The following is a 13,837-nucleotide window of genomic DNA, read 5'->3' as shown; positions in this document are numbered from 1 at the left end:
GATTCGGCACAGACACGCAAGACCATGCAGACACACGCACGAAAACGCAAGCGTCTCCGCCGCGCCGTCATCGGGGGCTCGCCGCTCGGCCTCATCCTGTCCGAAAGAAGGGCCCCCGGCGCGTGCGCCGGGGGCCCCGCTCGCCTCACTCGTCGGCCAGCACCGTCGTGGGGGCCTCGCCTTGCTCGACCCAGCGCTCGAGCGCCGTGATCAGGTCGAGGCTCGCCTGGGAGATGCCGTCCGGACCGGGCTGGAGGCCGCAATGGTCCATGCCGGGGATCATGAACAGCCGCACGTTCTCCTCGAGCGTCTCCTCGCCGCCCGCGGCGGCCGCGGCCTTCTCGTACCAGTCGACGGTCTTGTAGGGCGTCACCAGCGGGTCGGCCCAGCCGTGCCAGACGATCATCCGGCCGCCGGCCTCGCGGAAGGCCGAGAGGTCGGGGTCGTCGGCGTTGTAGACCGCTGCCATCGTGGCGAGGCGCGCCGGATCCTCCTCGAAGTCGAAGTCGGCCGCCGTCCAGCTCGTGCCGGGGTCCTCCGGGAAGGCCATCCAGGCGCCGAAATTGTCGACGAAGCCCGGGAGCAGCCCGGCGCCGCCGCCCTCGCGACCGGTCAGCCACAGGGCCCAGAACGGCTCGGATCCCTCCGGCACGCCGCCCGGGTAGAGCTGCTCGCCGGCCGCGTTCACCGGCCCCTGGCGCCATTTCGCCAGCACCTCGCGATCGGCCTCGGTGAGGCAGTCCGCCCCCTCGGCGCCGGCCTCGCAGGCGACGGCGGCGTAGTCGACCGAGCAGGCGCGAGGATCGGCGATGACGCCGTCCTCGGCGCCGTCCGTCGCGTCGCACTGCGCCATCACCGTCTGCGCGACCAGCGGCACCTTCGCCGGCGTCAGGATCCGGCTGCCGTCGGCGGCCGTGTTCGCCTGCACGAGCCAGGAGAACTTGGTCGCGACGAGGCCGGTATAGTCCAGCGCTGGCGCGCCGGAGATGATGCCGTCGAACATGTCCGGATAGGTCAGCGCGGCGCGGTTCGCCATGCGCCCACCGGTTGAGCAGCCCTGGAAGTAGTCGCGCTCGGTGGGCTCCTCGTAGAACGCCTCGACGAGGGCGTTGGCGACGCGGTTGGTCTCGCCCACGGAGCGCCAGCCCCAGTCGCGCTCCGCCGGCGGGTTGCTGGCGGCCCAGCTCGCGTCGAGGATCGACAGGCCGTGATGGCCGCTGTCGGAGGTCGCCGTGGCGTAGCCGCGTGCGAGGCCCGGCCCCATGGCGTTGATGAAGCCGCCGCCGGCGTCGGCGCGGCCGAGGATGCCGCAGAAGCCGCCGCAGCCGGTCTGGTAGAGCTTGCCGTTCCAGTCCGCGAGCGGCAGGCGGACCTCGATCGAGACCGCCGGGCGCGCCGTGACGCGCACCTCGCAATAGGCCGGCAGCGTCTCGCCCTGGGCGATCACCCGCGCGGTGGTGACGAATGCGGCGTCGAGCACCACGTCGCGCAGCGCGGCGCAACGCTCCGCGGCGGCCGCGTCCGCCTCCTGCGCGGCGGCGGACGTCGACGCGATGGCGAGACTCGCCGCGGCGGCGAGCGCGCGCGGCATGGTCCTGTTCCAGAGCCCGGTCATGGTGCCTCCTCCCGTTCTTCCGAAGCCCGCGGGCGTGCTCCCGCGTGCGGAGCGGATGCTAGCACCGGCGCGCCGGCGCGGCGACCGCAGCCCGAGCGGAGCGCCTACGACGCGCACCGGATCCGTCCCGACCGTTCGCTCGACGGCGACGACGCGGCCGGCGAGCCGGTCGCGACGGTGCGGATCGAGTGCGAGGCGGCGTGAGGCTCTTTCGCTTCGCGCGCCCGGTCACTGCGGGATCAGCACGCCCGTGTAGACCACCGGCCCGGTGGGCGCGCCGGTGGGCGAGCCGCCGGGGGGCTCGACGCTGACGGCGAGCGTGGCGCCGGGGCTGGCGCGGGCGACGGCCGGCTCGATCCGGAAATCGGCGGCGTCGCGCACGAGGCCGAGCGAGCGCGGGTCGTCGCCCTCGGCCACGAGCCAGAGCTCGAGGGCGCGGTCCGGCGGCGCCTCCGCTGCGGGAGCCCGGACGCGCACGAGACCCTGCGCCACGTCGACCTGCACGATCAACGCCGGCAGGTCGCCGCCGCGGTCGACGACGGCGACGTAGCGCTCGCCCTCCGGCGGCGGCGGCAGGAAGCCGCCGGGGAACAGGATCGCGAGCGCCACCAGCGCCGCCGCGAGCGCGCCGAGGCCACCCGCCGCGACGCGCCAGCGCCCGAGCGCCCGGCGCAGCCGCCGGACCTCATCGAGGGAGACGACCTCGGCGGGCGAGGGCGGGGGAGACGTCGCCGGGCGGCTTTCCTCGAACTCTGTCTCGAGCCGCGCCTCGATGCGGGCGAACAGGTCGGCCGGCGGCGCCACGGGTGCGACGGCCTCGGTCAGCGGCGCGAGCCGCTCCTGCCAGGCGGCGACGGCCTCCGCGAGCGCCGGCTCGCGGGCGAGCCTCGCCTCGAACGCCGCGCGCTCGTCGCCGCGCAGCGTGCCGAGCACGTACTCGCCGGCCAGGGCGTCGTCGTCTCCCTCGTGCATGTCCGTCCCGGCGCTCATGACGACAGGCACCCCCGGAGCGTGGCGAGGCCGCGGTGCAGCCACGTCTTGATCGTGTTGACGTTCTTGCCCGTGCGGGCGGCGAGCTCCTCGCGCGACCAGCCTTCGCAATAGGCGAGCAGGATGCAATGCCGGTGCGTCTCCTCGAGCAGGTCGAGGCAGCGGGCGAGCGCGTCGCGGTCGGCGAAGCTCTGGGCCGCGTCGTACGGGTCGGGGATGGCCGCCATCGGGTCGTCGCCGTCCTCGCCGGGCTCGAGCAGGACCTCGCGGCGGACGCGCACGGCATCGATGGCGCGGTTGCGCGCGATGGTGATCATCCAGGTCATCGGCCGCGCCTTCTCCGCCGCATAGGACGAGGCGCCGCGCCAGATGCCGAGGAAGACCTCCTGCAGCACCTCCTCGGCCATGCCCCGATCCCGCACGATACGGAGCACGACACCGAGGAGTTTCGCGCTCGTGCGCTCGTAGAGCCGTGCGTAGGCGCCGCGATCGCCGGCGGCGACGGCCGCGAGGAGCGCCTCGAGAGGCTCGTCCGGATCGGGGGGATGACGCACGCGGTCCTCGTCGCTCGACGCAGTGCCGGCAGACTTAGCGCAGCGCGCGCGGAAGTCACGCGGGCGCCGCGTGGGAAGGCGCCCGCGATCGGCATCCCACTTTTTTCAGGGCGCGTGCGATCGCCGTGAAACCTCGGCCGTCGACGCTCCGTAGCTGGCCCCGATCCCGATCCGGATCGCCACGTCACAGGGAGCCAGCCATGCAGACCACGCTTCGCAACCTCGTCCTCGGCGCCGCCGTCGCCGTCCCTCTCGCGCTCGGCGCCGGCGCCGCCTCCGCCCAGGCGGTCAAGACCGTCGGCGGCGCGCCGATGCTGCCCTCGCGCACCATCGTCGAGAACGCCGTCAACTCCGCCGACCACACCACCCTCGTCGCCGCCGTCAAGGCCGCCGGTCTCGTCGACACGCTGTCGGGACCCGGGCCGTTCACCGTGTTCGCGCCGACGAACCGCGCCTTCTCGCGGCTGCCCGCGGGCACGGTCGACACGCTGCTCGAGCCGCAGAACAAGGGGCAGCTCACCGACGTGCTGACGTTCCACGTCGTGCCGGGCACCTACACCGCGTCCGAGCTCCTCGCGCTCGCCCAGCGCGAGGGCGGGCAGGCGGAGCTGCGCACCGTGGAGGGCGGGACGATCGCCGTGCTGCTCGACCGCAACGGCAACGGCCCCTACATCGCCGACAACCAGGGCAACACCGCGCGCGTGCCGATCTCGGACGTGATGCAGTCGAACGGCGTCATCCACGTCATCGACAAGGTGCTGCTGCCGTAGGCCGGAAGCGCTCCGCGCGGCGTGGAGGCGCCGCGCCGTCTCGCCGATACGGGCGGGAGGAAGCGCCTCCACAACTTCGATAGAGCCGGCATGCGTTTTTGTGCATGAGCTCAGAGACAGGGAGAGCTCTTCGAAGCTCTCCTGCAGTCGCACGCCGACGGCCGAGTGCGCGCGTCAACGCGGGACGAGGCGCGCAAGGCGGTCCAGGTCGGCGCGCAGGCCTTCTGGATCGCAGCGCTCCTTGTCGATCAGGACGGCGCGGACCGTGACGCGGCGATCGCTCGGCGCGTCCAGCTGCTCGTAGGAAGCGACCGCCACGGGGTCCAGCTGCTCGTCGCGGATGCCGTCGATGACCCGGTCGGGAACGAGTTGCCGATCGACCAGCCAGCCGGAGAACCAGATCGTCTCGGCGAGTCCCTGCGGCTCGAACCGGAGACAGCCGCTGGCGAGTCCGGCGGATCGCAGGACGGATTCCAGGGCGGCGGCGCGCAGAGCCGAGGTCGCGAGGACCCCGTCACGCCCGTCCGCATCCAGGACGCCATCGGTGGCGCTGCTGGCGATCTCGAACTCGAGCGCATTCGCGGCACCGGGATTCCCTTCCGCTCGGAACGTCGCCGCTCCGATCGCGAGTGCACGCAGCAGGGACGCTGTCGGCGAGCCGTCGGCCTCGAACAGCGGGCCGGCCGCGGCTTCGGTCGTCTCGACGACGAGGGGCGCGATGCGGGCTGAGTTCTCGAGCTCGAGGGCGGCTGCTCGCTCTTCCGATTCCCGGATTTGCTGCTCGAGGTTTCGGATCGCACGATCTCTCTCCTCCAGCAGCGCATTCCAGTTCACGTTCGTCGGCGGCGCTCCGGGATTGCGCAGCGTCGCGAGCTCCGCTTCGAGTTCCAGGAGCTGCCGGTCCCTTTGCTCCAGGACGGACCGGAGCACGGTCGCTTCGTTCAATTCCGGATCCAGGCCGAGGAAGGTGGCGATGATCACGACGACGGCGAACAGAGCCGCCATCAGATCGACTCCCGGGCCGAACTCGTCCTTGTCGAGATCGATCTCGCTCTCGTCGCGGTAGCCGTTCATCGCGAGGCCCCCGTGCTCGAGAGGCCGGGGAGGTCGACGAGCCCGAGCACAGCTGCGATCCCGCTCAGGATCAGGGCTAGCAGGCCGAGCTTGACGGCGACGCCGAGGAGCTGGTCGAGCCGCGCCAGGCGTGGCGACGCCGGCGACATCTGCGTCTCGAGCCTGTCCGCGATCCTGGCGAGGGAGGGCGCGAGCGTCCCCTCGATCTGTGCGGCGAGAGCGGCACCGGCGTCGTCGAGGGCCTTCTTCGCACTCTTCTCATGGCGCTCGAGAACCTCTGCGATCGCGGCCATGCGCCGCTCGACCCCGGAAAGGGCGCTCCCCTGCGACGTCGCCGCTCTCGCGAGAGACGCTTCGAATGCGCCGAGAAGCCGCGCCTCGACCTGCTCGACCTGCTTCGCCAGCTGAGTGGCGGAGGCCAGCGCCTTCGCCTGCTCCGCCGCGAGAGCCTTCAGGCTCTCGGTCTCGGCGTGGATCTGATCCCGAAGCTCCTTGGACGCCGCTGCGAGCCGGCTTCCCCCCTCCCGCAGGCTCGATGCGGCGGCTTGGATCGCGTCGGCGGTGGCTTGGCTGAGGCCATCGGGCGGTGCTTCGGGTGGAACGGGCGGGCGCGACGCTGCGAGCACTTTGGCGAGGCCCTTTCGAACCTCCCGCACGCGCGCACCGACGATCGTTGCCAGAACCGCCAGCACCAGCGCAGCGACCAGTCCCGAAATGCTCGAGTTGAAGGCCAGCGCGAGAGCACCAACGGCTTCGCCCGCTGCCGCTACGCGGCTTTCTCCCGCCTCGTTGTTGTTGTTGCCGGCCATGATCTGACGGACCGCGCTGAGCTGCTGCACCAGCCCATAGAAGGTGCCGAGAATGCCCAGCCTGATCGCTATCGTTTGCAGCGTCGAGAGGTCCAGCAGGCCAATTGCGAGATCGGAGAGGCGTTGCACGGTGTTGTTGAAAACAGCTTCCAAGCTGTTTGTTTGTCGGTCTCTGTTGAGCTGCGTGAGTGCTTCGTAAATAATCGTCTTTTCCATGCCAGCGTATGCGCTGTCCCGCCCGGCAAAATATGCGAGCGTGCGCTGCTCCCAGAATAGCGCCGCAAGCTTATAAATAGTCAGGATGAATCCGATAATTGCAAAGAGGAGATAACCAATCCAGATCAGGTGGTCGAGCCATCCCGGCGGCGCAGCTTCGGCGGGGGCCCCAGCGGCTTCGATGGGGACTTTATAAGTCGTGTACCACACGAGACTCGCCGCGAAGCCCGCCGCGGCGGCAGTCGTGAAGAGCATAGGCCCGTTTCGAAGCCAGAAATGCCATTGCCGCGCTGCTCGAGTGGTCAACGAAAGTGCACTGCGAAATCCCCTCGTCTCTCGCTCGCCGGCAAATAGTGACGGCTCCATGGCCCCTCGCAACGTCAGCTGTCCCCGTCTGAATTCTGTCGACTTTACATCAATTGTCAATTGTGCAGAATCGCGCCCTGACGGGGGCTGCAGAGCGTCGGAGCCGGGGGGCGGGATGAGCGAAGCCGAGCTGAAGAATGCGATTCGTGCGCCACTCGCAGGCCTGATGATGGCGCTCGCGGTGGCCGGCTGTACCACGACCGGGCTCGGCAGCGGATCGTCGCCTCTGGCAGGCCCTGTCGACGATTATGCCCGCACCGTGCAGGAGGGCGTGGTCGGCGGTGCCCTCATCGGCGCCGCCGTCGGCGGCATCGGCGTGGCGCTGACCGGTGGCGACGCCCGTCGGGTGCTGACCGGCGCCGCCATCGGCGCCGGCGTCGGCGCCGGGGTCGGAGCCGCCGTCGGCGTCTCGACCGCGGAGGCGAAGCAGCGGCAGATCCGGGCGGAGAACGAGCTCGACGGGCGGATCGCACGCGCGCGCGACGCGAACGCGCGGCTCGGTCGCATCATTGCACAGGCCCGGCAGCTCGCAGCCAGCCGCCGAGCCGAGGCGCGCCGGCTGCAGGTGGCCCTGCAGCGCTCCGATGCGGATGCCGCGGCGCGCAGGGCTGCGCTGGAGCGCGAGGTGCGCGAGGACCGCGCGGCGATCCGCCGGGCGATTGCGCAGGCCGAAGCGGAGAAGCGCAGCCTCGAGAACAGGATCGCCCTCTTCACCACGTCCAACGCCAATGCAGCAGCGCGACTACGGCCACAGCTCCGGCGCGTGGAGGCGCACATCGCCTCGCTCCGCGCGGTCGCCGACAGCTACGATGCCATCCTGAGGTCGCTGTGATGCGGCCCGGCCCTCTGATCGCCCTGCCTCTCTTCGGCATCCTGGCCGGATGCTGCACGACGGCATCGACCGACCCGCGCGAAGGCGGGCTGGTCGGGGGCGTTTGCGGGCAGGCCACGGGAGCCTATTCGGATCGTCTGGCGCAGCGCCGGAACGCCCTCGGCGATCTCGACGAGATCGAGCGGCGGTTCGTCCGCGTGGCGGCGCAGGAGCGGGCCGCGGCCGAGGCAGCGACGCGGGAGGTCGACGATCTCAACGACCGGATCGCGCAGGCGCAGGCGGCTGTTCGCGAGACCGAGCAGATTCTCGGCCGAATCCGTGTCATGGACGAGGTGAGCGAGGCCGAGAAGCGGCGGCTTCTGGCCGAGCTGGCAAGCTTGAAGGCCGCGCTCGACGTCTTGCGCGACGAGAGCCGCGAGATGAACCGGCGACAGCGCCTTCGAGATCTCGAGCTGCGTGAACGGGAGCTCGAGGAGCGCAGCCGGGCGCTGGAGCGCCGCACGCGACGCGCCCCCGAGCCATCCGCACCCGGGTCATGAGCGCCTGGACCGCTCCATGGCCGTCGGCGCCGCCTCGGGCGCGTTCGTCCTGCCCTACGATGGCGAGCCACGCCGCCCGCGTCGGGTCCCGAGCCGCCGAGGTCGTCCGGGCGCGCGCCTGCGTCCCGCTTCAGAAATGCTCGCGCCGGATCACGGAGACGTCCGACACCGTGACGACGCCGATCTGGCGCGAGAGGAGCTTGTAGACCGGCTCCAGCACGTCCGGCACGCGGCTCTCGTCGAGGACGCAGATCACGAGCACCATCTGGCCCGCGTCGGAGACGAGCCCGGCGCGGCGCCAGGAGCCCTCGCGGCCGCGCCCGGCGAGTGCCGGGACGACGGTGTAGCCGGTCACCGCCAGGCGATCGAGCAGGTCGAGCAGCCGGTTCATGATCGGCGCCTCGACGATGATGTCGAGGCGCTTCTTGGCGTAGGTCTCGAGCCGCGGCCGGCCGGCGGCCGCGGGCGTCTCGTCGTGCGTCATGGCAGCGCCTCCGCGAGCGCGATGTAGAGCGGGATGCCGAGCGTGAGGTTGAAGGGGAAGGTCACGCCGAGCGAGAGGGTGAGGTAGATCGCCGGGCGCGCCTCCGGCAGCGCGAGGCGCATCGCGGCGGGCACGGCGATGTAGGAGGCGGACGCCGCGAGCGTGATCAGGAGCGCCGTCCCGCCGGCCGAGAGCCCGAGCGGCAGCGACACGAGCGCGGCGAGGCTCGCGCCGACCAGCGGCATGTAGAGCCCGAAGGCGAGCACCGGGCCCTTCAGCTCGCGCCAGCCCGAGCGCAGGCCGCGCCCGGCGACGAGGCCCATGTCGAGCAGGAACAGGCACAGGACGCCCTGGAAGGGCGCGACCAGGAACGGCGAGACGATCTCGAGCCCGCGATCTCCCGTGATCCAGCCGATCAGGAAGGCGCCGGCGAGCAGCACGATCGAGCCGTTGAGCAGGATCTCGCGCAGGAGCGCGCCCTGCGGCTCGGCGTCGTCGCCGTCAGCGCCCCGCCCGGCCGCCTTGCGCGCGCTCTGCGCGAGCCACAGCGCCGTGAGGATGGCGGGCGCTTCCATCACGGCGGCGACGGCGACGAGGTAGCCCTCGGCGACGAGGCCCGAGAGCCGCACGGATTCCGAGGCGGCGACGAAGGTGACGATCGAGATCGAGCCGTAATGCGCCGCGACGGCGGCGGCGTCGAGCTTCGGCAGCCGCGTCGTGCGCTGCAGGATCTGGAAGGCGATCCAGGGAATGGAGAAGCTGAGAAGCGCGCCCGCGACGACGGCGCCGATCAGGCGCGCGTCCACCCCGTGGCCCGCGACGCTCGCCCCGCCCTTGAAGCCGATCGCCATCATCAGATAGAGCGCCAGCGCCTTCGCCACCGCCTCCGGCACCGCCAGATCCGAGCGCGCGAGCGCCGCTGCGAGCCCCAGCGCGAAGAACAGGACGATCGGCGAGGTGAGGTTGGCGAGGACGAGATCCAGCACGCGCGTGACACCCGGGGGCTCGAGGCGGACGCACGGTCGTAGCGGAGGACGGCGCGGGTGAGAAGGGCGGCTTATGGCGGAGAGCGCCGCGTCGGACCTCCCGGGTGTGCCGCACGGCCCGCACGCCCCGCTTGAATGCAGCGCAAAAATCGTCACCCTAGCCGCCACGGAACCGCGAGGAGGGCCTCATGGCTGTCGGGCACGGCATCGGGATTGGTGCGGCGGATCGCGCGGAGGAGAAGGACCGGCCGCTGTGGGAGGACATCCGCCTGCTGGGCCGCATCCTCGGCGACACCGTGCGGGCGCAGGAGGGCGAGGCGACGTTCGACCTCGTCGAGCGCATCCGCCAGACGAGCCTGCGCTTCCACCGCGACGAGGACGTCGGGGCCCGCGGCGAGCTGCAGACGATCCTCGACGCGCTCTCGCGCGATTCGAGCCTGCAGATCATCCGGGCCTTCTCCTACTTCTCACACCTCGCCAACCTCGCCGAGGACCAGCACCGCCAGCGGCGCTCGCGGGCGCATGCGAAGGCGCGCTCCGAGGCGCGCGAGGGCACGCTCGCGCGCACGATCGCCCTGTGCAAGGCGGCCGGGATCGGCCGCGCCGAGCTGGAGGCCTTCTTCGAGGGCGCGGAGATCTCCCCCGTGCTCACCGCGCACCCGACGGAGGTGCGCCGCAAGTCGACGATCGACCGCGAGATGGAGGTCGCGCGCCTGCTCAAGGCCCGCGACACGGGCCTGCTCACCCCCGAGGAGCTCGCCGAGAACGAGGAGGCGATGCGGCGCAACGTGCTCGCGCTGTGGCAGACCTCGATCCTGCGCGGCGTGCGGCTGCGGGTTGTCGACGAGGTCGTCAATGCGCTCTCCTATTACGACGACACGTTCCTGCCCGCCCTGCCGCGCCTCTACGCGGCGCTGGAGGACGCGCTCGGCGCGGAGGGCCTCGGCGGGGCGGAGCTGCCGCCGTTCCTGCGCATGGGCTCGTGGATCGGCGGCGATCGCGACGGCAACCCGTTCGTCACCGCCGAGGTGCTGCGCGAGGCGCTCCACCTGCACGCCCGCAAGGCGCTCGCGCACCATCTCGCCGAGGTCGAGGCGCTCTCCGCCGAGCTGCCCCTCGACGAGCGGCTGGTCGGCGTCTCCGACGAGGTGCGCGCGCTCGCCGACGCCTCTCCCGAGCGCTCCGTCTTCCGTCAGGCCGAGCCGTATCGCCGGGCGCTCGCGCACGTCCATGCGCGCCTGTGCGCCACCGCCGCCGCGCTCGGCCATCCCGATCTGTGCCGCGAGGCGGCGGGGGAGGGCATCGAGGCCTACGCGACGGTCGAGGCGCTGGCGCAGGACCTCGACGCGATCCACCGCTCGCTCGTCGCCAACGGCTCGGGGGCGCTGGCACGGGGCCGGCTGCGCCTCCTGCGACGGGCGGTGTCGGTGTTCGGCTTCCATCTGGCGACGATCGACCTGCGGCAGAACTCCGACGTGCACGAGCGCACGATCGCCGAGCTGATCGCGGTGGCGACGCCCGGCGTCGACTACCTGGCGCTGCCGGAGGAGGCGCGCATCGCTCGGCTCGTCGCGGAGCTGCGCACGCCGCGCCCGCTCTTCTCGCCGCACGTCGCCTATTCGGAGACCACGGCGTCCGAGCTCGCCATCGTGCGCGAGGCGGCGGCGGCGCGCGAGCGCTACGGGCCCGCCGCGCTGCGCCACTACGTCATCTCCAAGGCCGATTCGGTCTCGGACGTGCTGGAAGTGGCCGTGCTCCTCAAGGAGGCGGGGCTCTTGCGCCCGCTCGAGGGCACGCTCGACGTCGACATCGTGCCGCTGTTCGAGACGATCGGCGACCTGCAGGCCTCGGCCCGCATCATGGCCGAGCTGTTCTCCGTGTTCGAGTACCGCGCGCTGCTCGAGACCCGCGGCAGGACCCAGGAGGTGATGCTCGGCTACTCGGACTCGAACAAGGACGGCGGCTTCCTCACCTCGAACTGGGAGCTCTACAAGGCCGAGATCGCCCTCGTGCGGGTGTTCCGCGAGACCGGGGTCGGGCTGCGGCTCTTCCACGGCCGCGGCGGCACGGTCGGCCGCGGCGGCGGACCGTCCTACCAGGCGATCCTCGCCCAGCCGGGCGGGGCGGTGCAGGGCTCGATCCGCATCACCGAGCAGGGCGAGGTGATCGCGGCGAAGTACGCCACCCCCGAGCTCGGGCGCCGCAACCTCGAGATCATCGCCTCCGCCACGATGGAGGCGAGCCTGCTCCACGGCGACGATCCCGCCCCGCGCGACACCTACCTCGAGGTGATGGAGGACCTCTCCGCCCGCGCCTTCGGCGCCTATCGCGCCCTCGTCTACGAGACGCCCGGCTTCGAGGACTACTTCTGGGAATCGACCGTCATCGGCGAGATCGCGAACCTCAACATCGGCTCGCGGCCGGCCTCGCGGAAGAAGTCGCGCTCGATCGAGGACCTGCGGGCCATCCCCTGGGTGTTCGGCTGGTCGCAGTCGCGGCTCATGCTGCCCGGCTGGTACGGCTTCGGCACGGCGGTGGAGGGCTTCCTCGCCGAGGACCCCGGCCGCGTCGAGATCCTGCGCGAGATGCACCGGGAATGGCCGTTCTTCCAGGCGCTGCTCTCGAACATGGACATGGTGCTGGCCAAGTCGAACATCGCCATCGCCTCGCGCTATGCGGGCCTCGTCTCGGACAGGGCGCTGGCGCAGCGCATCTTTCCGCGCCTGCGGGAGGAATGGACCCGCTCGATCGAGACGCTGCTCGCGATCTCCGGCCAGGCGACCCTGCTCGAGACGAACCCGCTGCTCGCGCGCTCGATCCGCAACCGGTTCCCCTATCTCGACCCGCTCAACCACCTCCAGGTCGAGCTGCTGCGCCGCCACCGCGCCGGGGACGGCGATGCGCGGGTGACGCAGGGCATCCACATGACGATCAACGGCGTTGCGGCCGGCTTGCGTAATTCCGGCTGATCGCGTCTCCTCCGGCAGCCGCCGGACGGGCGGTGGGGGAAGGGAGACGTGGGGTGGACGACGAGAGGTTCGAGAAGGGGCTCGCCAACCGCAAGGCGGTGCTCGGCGAGGCGCACGTCGAGCGCTCGCTGGCGGGTGCCGGCGCCTTCGCGGGGCCGTGGCAGGACTTCGTCACGCGCACCGCCTGGCACGACGTGTGGAACGACGAGACGCTGCCGTGGAAGACGCGCTCGATGATCGTGCTCACGATCACGACCGCGCTCCACCGCGAGGAGGAGTTCAAGCTCCACCTGCGCCCGGCGCTGAAGAACGGCGTCACGATCCCCGAGCTGCGGGCCCTCCTGATCCAGTGTGCCGTCTACGCCGGCGTACCGGCGGCGAACGCCGCGTTCCGCTGGGTTCGCGAGGTGCTCGGCGACGAGGCCGACACGCTCGCGGCGCCGGGAGACGGTTGACGCCGCAACTAATATCATGCTGACTTGAGGACGAGGTCGTATGCGCACGAACGATCGTCGGCGCGCGCGCCGCGAAGCCCGGGAAACGGGCCGACAAGAGGGAGAGATCGAGATCATGCCCAGGATCGCCACTTCGAATCTCGCGCTCGCCGCCGTCGCGGCTGCGCTCACCATGTCCACCGCGCTGACCAGCCCGGTCGCCGCGCAGGAGGTGACGCTGCGCGTCCACCACTTCCTGCCCGCCGCCTCGCAGGCACACCAGAACTGGCTCGTGCCCTGGGCCGAGAAGGTCGAGGCCGACTCGGACGGCCGGATCGACGTCGAGATCTTCCCGGCGATGCAGCTCGGCGGGCCCCCGCCGCAGCTCTACGATCAGGCGCGCGACGGCATCGTCGACGTGGTCTGGACGCTCGCCGGCAACACGCCCGGCCGCTTCCCCTCGCTCGAGGCGATGGAGCTGCCCTTCGTGCCGCACGCCACCGGCGAGGTGACCAGCGCCGCCGCGCACGAGTTCTACGAGCAGAACGCCACGAGCGAGCTCGACGACGTCCACGTGCTCGCGGTGTTCGGGCACGGCCACGGCAACTTCTACACCCGCGAGAAGACGATCGTGCGCCCCGAGGACGTCGAGGGCATGACCATCCGCGTGCCCAACCGCGTCATCAACCAGACGCTGGCGAACCTCGGCGCGAACCCGCAGGGCATCCCCGCGCCCGGAGTGCCGGAGGCGCTCTCGCGCGGCGTCGTCCAGGGCGTCGTCTTCCCCTACGAGGTCGTGCCCGCGCTGAAGGTCGACGAGCTCACCGACAAGGTCGGCGCCTTCACCGGCGACCGCTCGCTCTACACGGCGATCTTCCTGTTCGTGATGAATAAGGGCGTCTACGAGGGAATGTCCGCGGAGAACCAGGCGGTGATCGATGCCAACTCGGGCCTCGAGCTCGCCCGCCAGACGGGGGCCAAGTGGGACGAGTGGGACCTCGTCGGCAAGGCGGCGATCGAGGAGAGCGGCAACGAGATCACGATGATCGAGGGTGACGCCCTCGAGGCCTGGAAGGCCGCCGGCGAGCCCGTGATCGCCGCCTGGATCGAGGAGCAGAACGCGGCGGGCCGCGACGGCGCGGCGCTCGTCCAGTCCGCGCGCGATCTCGTCGCCGCGCACGAATCCGCGCGGAACTGAG

Annotated in this window: 13 protein-coding genes; 6 read left to right on the top strand and 7 right to left on the bottom strand. The window is 71.4% G+C overall.

From position 1 onward, the window contains the following. Positions 1-145: 145 nt before the first annotated feature. The 3 genes from G407_RS0104855 to G407_RS0104845 all read right to left on the bottom strand — a co-directional run bounded on the left by G407_RS0104855 (position 146) and on the right by G407_RS0104845 (position 3,159). Positions 146-1,615: a tannase/feruloyl esterase family alpha/beta hydrolase gene (locus G407_RS0104855; protein WP_210163076.1), complete on the bottom strand. Its 1,470-nt coding sequence runs from the start codon at positions 1,613-1,615 to the stop codon at positions 146-148. 228 nt (positions 1,616-1,843) lie between these two features. Beyond that, positions 1,844-2,605 carry an anti-sigma factor gene (locus G407_RS0104850; protein ID WP_029029905.1) on the bottom strand — a complete coding sequence of 254 codons (762 nt, stop codon included), beginning with the start codon at positions 2,603-2,605 and terminating at the stop codon, positions 1,844-1,846. Next, entirely contained in the window at positions 2,602-3,159 is a 558-nt protein-coding gene (locus G407_RS0104845; RefSeq protein ID WP_029029904.1) for a sigma-70 family RNA polymerase sigma factor, read from the bottom strand. The genes G407_RS0104850 and G407_RS0104845 overlap by 4 nt, the downstream gene beginning before the upstream one ends. A 200-nt stretch (positions 3,160-3,359) precedes the next feature. On the opposite strand from G407_RS0104845, the gene G407_RS0104840 reads away from it, so the two are divergent. Beyond that, positions 3,360-3,929: a fasciclin domain-containing protein gene (locus G407_RS0104840; RefSeq protein WP_029029903.1), complete on the top strand. Its 570-nt coding sequence runs from the start codon at positions 3,360-3,362 to the stop codon at positions 3,927-3,929. Positions 3,930-4,103: 174 nt separating this feature from the next. Here G407_RS0104840 and G407_RS0104835 read toward each other — a convergent pair whose 3' ends face one another. Both G407_RS0104835 and G407_RS0104830 read right to left on the bottom strand, forming a co-directional pair. Further along, positions 4,104-5,003 carry a hypothetical protein gene (locus G407_RS0104835; protein ID WP_029029902.1) on the bottom strand — a complete coding sequence of 300 codons (900 nt, stop codon included), beginning with the start codon at positions 5,001-5,003 and terminating at the stop codon, positions 4,104-4,106. Beyond that, on the bottom strand, positions 5,000-6,283 hold the full coding sequence (locus G407_RS0104830; RefSeq protein WP_029029901.1) for a MotA/TolQ/ExbB proton channel family protein: 1,284 nt from the start codon (positions 6,281-6,283) through the stop codon (positions 5,000-5,002). Before G407_RS0104830 ends, G407_RS0104835 begins: the two co-directional genes overlap by 4 nt. A gap of 226 nt (positions 6,284-6,509) precedes the next feature. Between G407_RS0104830 and G407_RS30185 the strand changes: the two genes are divergently transcribed. Next, complete coding sequence (locus G407_RS30185; protein WP_029029900.1) at positions 6,510-7,226, top strand: hypothetical protein; 717 nt, start codon at positions 6,510-6,512, stop codon at positions 7,224-7,226. Then, positions 7,226-7,765: a hypothetical protein gene (locus tag G407_RS30180; RefSeq protein WP_029029899.1), complete on the top strand. Its 540-nt coding sequence runs from the start codon at positions 7,226-7,228 to the stop codon at positions 7,763-7,765. The genes G407_RS30185 and G407_RS30180 overlap by 1 nt, the downstream gene beginning before the upstream one ends. A gap of 130 nt (positions 7,766-7,895) precedes the next feature. On the opposite strand, the gene G407_RS0104815 is transcribed toward G407_RS30180, so the two are convergent. Further along, positions 7,896-8,249: a DUF190 domain-containing protein gene (locus G407_RS0104815; protein ID WP_052340967.1), complete on the bottom strand. Its 354-nt coding sequence runs from the start codon at positions 8,247-8,249 to the stop codon at positions 7,896-7,898. After that, positions 8,246-9,235 (bottom strand): sodium-dependent bicarbonate transport family permease, encoded by a 990-nt coding sequence (locus tag G407_RS0104810; protein ID WP_029029897.1) that lies wholly within the window; start codon positions 9,233-9,235, stop codon positions 8,246-8,248. Before G407_RS0104810 ends, G407_RS0104815 begins: the two co-directional genes overlap by 4 nt. Positions 9,236-9,423: 188 nt before the next feature. Between G407_RS0104810 and ppc the strand changes: the two genes are divergently transcribed. From ppc to G407_RS0104795, 3 genes are all read left to right on the top strand, one after another. Continuing rightward, entirely contained in the window at positions 9,424-12,204 is a 2,781-nt protein-coding gene (gene ppc, locus G407_RS0104805; protein ID WP_052340966.1) for a phosphoenolpyruvate carboxylase, read from the top strand. Positions 12,205-12,257: 53 nt separating this feature from the next. Continuing rightward, on the top strand, positions 12,258-12,659 hold the full coding sequence (locus G407_RS0104800; RefSeq protein WP_029029895.1) for a carboxymuconolactone decarboxylase family protein: 402 nt from the start codon (positions 12,258-12,260) through the stop codon (positions 12,657-12,659). 115 nt (positions 12,660-12,774) lie between these two features. Continuing rightward, positions 12,775-13,836: a TRAP transporter substrate-binding protein gene (locus G407_RS0104795; RefSeq protein WP_029029894.1), complete on the top strand. Its 1,062-nt coding sequence runs from the start codon at positions 12,775-12,777 to the stop codon at positions 13,834-13,836. Position 13,837: the final 1 nt, after the last annotated feature.

Origin of the sequence: Salinarimonas rosea DSM 21201 (assembly GCF_000429045.1) — a bacterium.
Taxonomy (GTDB): Bacteria; Pseudomonadota; Alphaproteobacteria; order Rhizobiales; family Beijerinckiaceae; genus Salinarimonas; species Salinarimonas rosea.
The sequence above is the reverse complement of the archived record's forward strand: the minus strand, read 5'-3'. Positions and strand labels throughout refer to the sequence as shown.